This window comes from Shigella sp. FC1967 (assembly GCF_001743005.1).
GTDB lineage: Bacteria > Pseudomonadota > Gammaproteobacteria > Enterobacterales > Enterobacteriaceae > Proteus.
The window spans coordinates 1-6,820 of the sequence record NZ_MIIZ01000599.1 but is presented as its reverse complement, the minus strand read 5'-3'; the positions used below and the strand labels follow the sequence as shown (position 1 = coordinate 6,820).

Annotated in this window: 8 protein-coding genes; 3 read left to right on the top strand and 5 right to left on the bottom strand. The window is 40.5% G+C overall.

Going from position 1 to position 6,820, the window contains the following annotated elements:
• From BHE89_RS25200 to panM, 3 genes are all read left to right on the top strand, one after another.
• Positions 1 to 747 (top strand): MFS transporter (locus tag BHE89_RS25200; RefSeq protein WP_286145955.1); only part of this gene is annotated, 747 nt, incomplete at its 5' end.
• Positions 686 to 1,228, top strand: a complete 543-nt coding sequence (locus tag BHE89_RS25195; protein WP_353615109.1) for an MFS transporter — start codon at positions 686 to 688, stop codon at positions 1,226 to 1,228. The genes BHE89_RS25200 and BHE89_RS25195, both read left to right, overlap by 62 nt.
• Complete coding sequence (gene panM, locus BHE89_RS06650) at positions 1,229 to 1,645, top strand: aspartate 1-decarboxylase autocleavage activator PanM (protein ID WP_069368400.1); 417 nt, start codon at positions 1,229 to 1,231, stop codon at positions 1,643 to 1,645. It begins immediately after the preceding gene.
• 77 nt (positions 1,646 to 1,722) lie between these two features.
• Here the strand turns inward: panM and BHE89_RS06645 are convergent, their stop codons facing one another.
• The 5 genes from BHE89_RS06645 to ftsY form a co-directional block, all read right to left on the bottom strand.
• Positions 1,723 to 2,862 (bottom strand): glycerate kinase, encoded by a 1,140-nt coding sequence (locus BHE89_RS06645; protein ID WP_069368401.1) that lies wholly within the window; start codon positions 2,860 to 2,862, stop codon positions 1,723 to 1,725.
• Positions 2,863 to 2,957: 95 nt separating this feature from the next.
• Positions 2,958 to 3,812, bottom strand: a complete 855-nt coding sequence (gene rpoH, locus BHE89_RS06640; RefSeq protein ID WP_023583733.1) for an RNA polymerase sigma factor RpoH — start codon at positions 3,810 to 3,812, stop codon at positions 2,958 to 2,960.
• A 362-nt stretch (positions 3,813 to 4,174) separates the two neighbouring features.
• A complete protein-coding gene (ftsX, locus tag BHE89_RS06635; RefSeq protein ID WP_069368402.1) occupies positions 4,175 to 5,152 on the bottom strand; it encodes a permease-like cell division protein FtsX in 978 nt (325 codons plus the stop codon).
• The gene (gene ftsE, locus BHE89_RS06630) at positions 5,145 to 5,810 is read right to left on the bottom strand and encodes a cell division ATP-binding protein FtsE (RefSeq protein ID WP_023583735.1); all 666 of its coding nucleotides are present in this window, start codon (positions 5,808 to 5,810) and stop codon (positions 5,145 to 5,147) included. Before ftsE ends, ftsX begins: the two co-directional genes overlap by 8 nt.
• A gap of 5 nt (positions 5,811 to 5,815) precedes the next feature.
• Positions 5,816 to 6,820 (bottom strand): signal recognition particle-docking protein FtsY (ftsY, locus tag BHE89_RS06625; RefSeq protein WP_128860365.1); only part of this gene is annotated, 1,005 nt, incomplete at its 5' end.

Below are 6,820 nucleotides of genomic sequence, written 5' to 3'. Positions count from 1 at the left end.
AAAAAAAAGGAAAAGAGGCAATATCATGAAATTATCAATCCGCAGTCTGTTTTATCTCATTTGTTTTTAAGTGCACTACTAGGCTCTTTAGCCCAAAATATCTATACCCCTGTGCTCCCTTTGATCCAGCAACAATTTAATACCTCGTTATCATTGGTTAATTTAACGGTATCTGCATTTACTTTTGCTATGGCTGTTATGCAACTCTTTTACGGCTCATTGATTGATAAATGGGGAAGAAAACCTATTTTTCTCAGTGGATTAGCAATTTCTATTGTAGGTGCATTAGGGTGTGTCTGGTCTGATTCTATTCGTTTATTAATTTTTTGGCGTGTGATCCAAGCTATCGGTATTGCGGCTATTCCTGTGGTTGCAGCCACTATTCTTGGCGATCTTTACCAAGGAAACGAGCGTGCTAAAGCGATGGGATCGTATCAAATGCTATTAGCACTAGCCCCAGCTTGTGGCCCTTTATTAGGTGGATATTTAGCACAACATTATCAATATCAAGGCATTTTCATTTTCTTGGCCGTTGTCGGTGTTATTTTGCTTATTACCCATCTCTTTTATTTACCAGAAACACGCCCTGAGCAGAAAGAAGCCTTTAAAAGCGTGTCTGCAATGCAACAAGTTCTTACGGCATCTGCGGGTAAATCTGTATTTGTCATGAGTTTTATGGTGTTTTATAACTATTTTTGTCTACTGGTTTTTTTTACCCTTAATTGCTTTTCATCTCTATCAGCTTAATAGCACTGAAATAGGTGGATTATATCTACCTATGTCGATTGCACTTATCTTAGGTAGCTATCTTTACCGCAGAATTTGCCATCTATTTAGCGCAGAATATGGCGTGATTATTACGTCTTGTATCAACTTAATGATGTTGACGCTGTTTGCACTCTTTTGGCAAACCTCATTACCTGTAATGCTTGGTTTAACTGTGTTATATGGGCTTTCTTTAGGGTTAACAATGCCAACTCATACCACATTATTAACGAGTCATTTTAGTACGATGAGAGCAACGGCAATGGGGATTTATAATTTTATTCGTTATTGTGGAATGGCGGCAGGCCCTATGATTTCGGTCTATTTTGTGACTGGCAATAACTATGAGTATGTCTTTTACTCTTGTGTGATCTTAACGAGTTTGGCATTGTGTTTCACCATTAAAACCTTAATGCCTTCATTAAAAGAAAAAAAAACACACTGCAAACTAACAGGATATTAAATGAAACTAACCATAGAAAAACTCACACAGCGCTCTGAACAAGACCGTATTGATTTAGACAAAATTTGGCAAGATAGACGTTATCAATCAGCGCTAAAAAATGAGATCAACGACCAGAATGGACTCTTTGTAGCAAGATTTAATGAACGATTATTAGCTGCTTGCTGGGTTAGACTATCAGATAATAACGCCTTGATTACCGATTTTATGGTCAGAGAAGTGACTCGCCGTCGTGGTGTTGGACATTATTTACTGACAGAATGCTTAGCTGCATATCCTAATATTACTCATTGGCAAGCAACCAGCTTATCTGCAGAAGAAAAAGGATATGATATTGCACATGCTTTTTTAACACACCATCAATTTAATCCATCACAACAATCTGATCTCTATGTTTTAAATAATCCTACAACTTGATTTATATGCAAACATATACTCTAAATAATTCAAGGTGTCGCTAGGAGCATACAATAATATCTGACTAGTCAACAACGCTACACCTTGAAGTCTAAAGCATAAAGCCTCGCCACATTATAAGCCGTCTCACTAAGATTATATTGTGCATTACTAAGCGCATCGTCCAATGTAGAAACACCCGGAACAATAGAGAAAACGGCATCAATTCCCTGCTGATGAACCACATCATAATCAGGTAAATAACCACCGACCAACGCAATAACAGGAAGGTGGTATTTTTTTGCCAGCAAAGCGACCCCTGTTGGAGTTTTACCTTGTGCCGATTGACTATCCATTCGACCTTCGCCAGTGATGACTAAATCTGCATCGATTAACTGTTTTTCTAATTCAACAGCATGAGCAACTAATTCAACACCTCGCGAAAGTGTTGCTTGCGTAAATGCAAGCAAAGGCAGAGCCAATCCTCCTGCCGCGCCACTTCCAGCTATATTGATAAGACTGCGTTGCGTTATTTTCTCAAGATAAGTACCAAAATGGTGTAGTGCGTTATCCAACTGCGCAATATCATCCTTAGTGGCTCCTTTTTGAGGGCCAAAAATAGCCGATGCCCCTTTTTCTCCACACAATGGATTCGTGACATCACAGGCAATTTCGATTTCAATATGTTTTAATTTAGGATTAAGCTTCGTGATATCAATAGAATAAAGCTGGGCTAATGAGCGTCCACCAAAAGGCAAAGATGTGCCAAACTTATCTTTAAGACCAAGACCCAGTGCTTGCATCATACCTGCACCTGCGTCATTTGTAGCACTTCCTCCTAATCCTAAAATGATTTTTTTAACGCCCATTTCAAGTGCCGCATTAATTAACTCCCCCGTACCGTAACTGGTCGTTAAATTGGGATTGCGTTGAGATAAAGGGATAAGATGAAGACCCGAAGCTTGTGCCATTTCAATCACGGCAGTACTGTTATCACCTAAGAGCCCCCACGTTGCGGTTACTTGTTTACCTAAAGGCGAGCACACTTGAGTAGAGATAAAACGGCCTTGCGTTGCATCCACCAGCGATGTCACCGTTCCTTCACCGCCATCCGCCATGGGAATACAACAATATTGCGCATTGGGGAAAGAACGTGAAAAACCCTGTTTTATTGCCATTGCAACGTCTTTCGCACTTAAACTTTCTTTAAATGAATCAGGGGCGATAACGATTTTCACGTTCTTTTCTCCATGCAACAAAAAAAGCGATATTTTCATATCGCTTTTATAACATACTCTACTTTATGAACGCGTATGCGTGATCTGAAATGTGATTAATCTTCAATCGCTAAACGCAATTTCTTCATCGCATTTTTTTCTAATTGACGAACACGCTCAGCAGAAACACCGTATTTTGTCGCTAAGTCTTGCAGCGTCGATTTGTTATCATCATCTAACCAACGAGCACGAATAATATCTTGGCTACGTTCATCAAGAGTTTCAATTGCTGACGTCAGTTTATCCGTTGCATGATTATCCCAGTTATCTTCTTCAATGCCATCAGCAAAGTCAGAAGACTTATCTTCTAAGAAGAGTACAGGAGCAATAGGATGTGAGTCATCACTATCATCAGCGGTCATATCAAATGCCATATCTTGCGCTGACATTCGTGATTCCATTTCTCGGACATCACTTTCTGATACGCCCAATTCTCTTGCCACAAGCTCCACTTCATCTTGATTAAACCAACCTAAACGCTTTTTATTTTTCCGCAGATTAAAAAAGAGTTTACGTTGTGACTTTGTCGTTGCGACTTTCACGATACGCCAATTACGTAGTACATATTCGTGAATTTCAGCTTTGATCCAATGCACAGCAAAAGAGACTAATCGGACACCCACTTCTGGGTTAAAACGACGAACCGCTTTCATCAGACCGATGTTACCCTCTTGGATAAGATCAGCTTGTGGTAAGCCATAACCTGAATAGCTGCGAGCAACATGAATAACGAAGCGCAGATGTGAAAGGATAAGCGTTCTTGCTGCATCCAAGTCACCATCGTAATGCAGCCGTTCAGCGAGTTCCTTTTCTTCCTCTGCGGTTAACATCGGATAGGAATTGGCTGCACGTATATACGCTTCGATGCTGCCTTGCGGAACCAATGCTAAGGATTGCATTTCTTTTGTCATTCAAATCCTCATGAAAATCAAATGAATAATTAAAATTATCGCGATAAGGAAAAGTAGATGAGCCTTTTAAATATAGCTTAAATGGGAAGCCTGTTAAGGTTTTTACGATGTATTTTTATCATAACGGCTATTTGACCAGCATAAAGACTAAAGGTTCATCTCGCATCTATGTTTACATATCTTTGTACTTTTCTATCACAGAAGCAAATATGACTGTTGCCTTATTGTAGAAAAGAGTGCGTTCATTATTATGCCAGAGACAAGCCGTCGATAAAATGGCTGGGTGACGATATTAACGTAACCCAGCCTGATAAAAAATATCTTCTCAGATGCAGAAAATAAGATAAAAACGCGCTAATTCATTATTCTGGTGTGAATTGACGCAAATGCTGCATTGTCGTCAACCATGCGGCAAGCCAGCCAATTGTCATAGCAACAAGAATAAGAATGATAGATTCATCAAAACCTAGCCCAGAAATGGAAAATGACGTTCCAAACACGGTCGCGGCTTGAGTCACTACATCAGAAAGTTTCCACACCAGTAGCGCTGAAAAGATCAAGGCAAATACGGCACCAATAAAACCGAGGATCAATCCCCAATTAAGGAAAGGACGCATAATAAAGCCGTCAGTGGCACCAATTAGTTTCATCACATTAATGGTGTCACGGCGACTGAAAATATTGAGGCGCACACTGTTACCAATCACCAATAACAAAGCAACAACCATCAATGTACCAATCACCAAAGCAATTTGCCCAACTAATGAAGTTAACGTTGAAAGCCGAGTAAACCAGCTATCATCCATTCTTACTTCGTCAACACCGGGTATTTTCGCGACTGTATCACGCAAATTCACCATTAATTGTTGATCGCTAGGCTCCATAACGGGCGTCACAATCGCAACGGCTGGTAATGGATTCTCTTCTAACATATCTAATGCACTACTAAAACCAGACCAAGAACGGAATTCCACTAGTGAATCTTGTCGTGAAAGATAGTTAACATTCTCAACTTTTTCTAACGCTTCTATTTTCTTGATTGTGGCTTCAGCCAATGAATCGTCAAGAGATTTATCAAGATAAACTGTTAATTGTGGTGTTGGATACCATTGTTCTGCCGCAGTAGAAACATTTTTCCACACAATATAAAAGATGCTAGGCAAGGTGAGAGAGATAGCGACAACCATTACCGTTAAAAAAGAGGAGAGCGGCTGGCGTAAAAAATCAGCCATTGTATTACGCCATGCATAGCGCCACTGTTCGCGTCTTCCCCCTTTTAGTGCCTTGGTTTTTGCGCCTGGCGTTGGCATTGATTTACGGGAACTTTTTGCTTTAGCCATTTTGCCCTCCCACCATTCTGCCTTGCCCTAATGTAAGAATGCGATAATTTCTGCGTTCTATCAGCGACATATCGTGTGTCGCCATTAACACCGTTACGCCAACACGGTTAAACTCTTCAAAAAGGCGCATGATACCTTCTGAAAGCTCACCATCAAGGTTACCTGTTGGCTCATCTGCGAGTAAAACCGTCGGTTTATTCACAACTGCGCGCGCAATACCAACACGTTGTTGTTCACCGCCAGAGAGTTGAATAGGATAATTTTTCGCTTTATCCAATAGTCCTACTTTATCTAAAGCAGCTGAAACTCTTCGTCGAATATCCTCTTCACTTGCGCCAGCAATAATCAAGGGAAGAGAAACATTGTCATAAACCGTTCTGTCCATCAATAAGTGGTGATCTTGGAAGATCATCCCAATTTGGCGGCGCAAAAAAGGGATCTCACTGTTTTTTAGTCTACTGATATCATGACCAGCAAACCAAATAGCACCATCACTTGGGCGTTCTATTCCACAAATTAACTTAAGCAATGTACTTTTACCGGCGCCAGAGTGACCCGTTAAAAAAGCCATTTCACCAGGGCGAAGATGAAAATCAACCCCTTGTAATGCTTGTCTTCCACCTAAATAAGCCTTGCTGACGTGTTCGAAGCGGATCATTAAAACTACTCCTCGCGGGCAAACAGAGCCTCAATAAAATCGTCGGCCTTAAACGGACGTAGATCTTCAATACCTTCACCTACCCCGATATAACGAATAGGAATACCAAACTGATCAGCAATGGAGAAGATAACGCCTCCTTTTGCTGTACCATCAAGTTTAGTCAATGTTAATCCAGTTAGCCCAACGGTTTCATTAAAGAGTTTTGCCTGACTAACTGCATTTTGTCCGGTACTTGCATCTAACGTCAACATCACTTCATGTGGTGCTTCTTCGTCTAATTTTTTCATAACACGAACGATTTTTTTCAGCTCTTCCATTAAATGGGATTTATTCTGCAATCGTCCTGCGGTATCAGCAATAAGAACATCGACACCTTTTGCTTGGGCTGATTGAATTGCATCAAAAATAACCGATGCAGGATCAGCGCCAGTATGTTGTGCCACAACAGGGATATGATTACGCTCGCCCCAAACTTGTAACTGTTCAACAGCGGCTGCTCGGAATGTATCCCCCGCCGCTAACATGACAGATTTACCTTCAGCTTGGTATTGTCGCGCTAATTTTCCGATTGTGGTTGTTTTACCCACTCCGTTAACGCCAACCATTAAAATAACAAAAGGTTTTTTACCTTCAATATTTAATGGTTTATCAACTTTACTTAAAATATCGCCCATCTCTTCACGCAGTTTTCCGTAAAGCGCTTCGGCATCTTTAAGATCTTTATGAGTGGCATGTTTGGTCAGGCTAGTGATGATTTTAGTTGTGGTTTCCATGCCCACATCCGCAATTAAGAGTTGTTCTTCTAACTCTTCAAAAAGCTCATCATCAATCTTCTTACCACGAAATAGACCAAGGAATCCTGAACCTAAGTTCTGACGAGTTTTCAGTAAACCTTTTTTCAGTCGGCTAAAAAAGCCTTCTTTCTTTGGTTTCTCTTGCTCAACAACTTTATCTGCAAGCACTTCTTCGCGTAAAGATCCAATATCCTCAGCTTCTGCTTGTGCAAT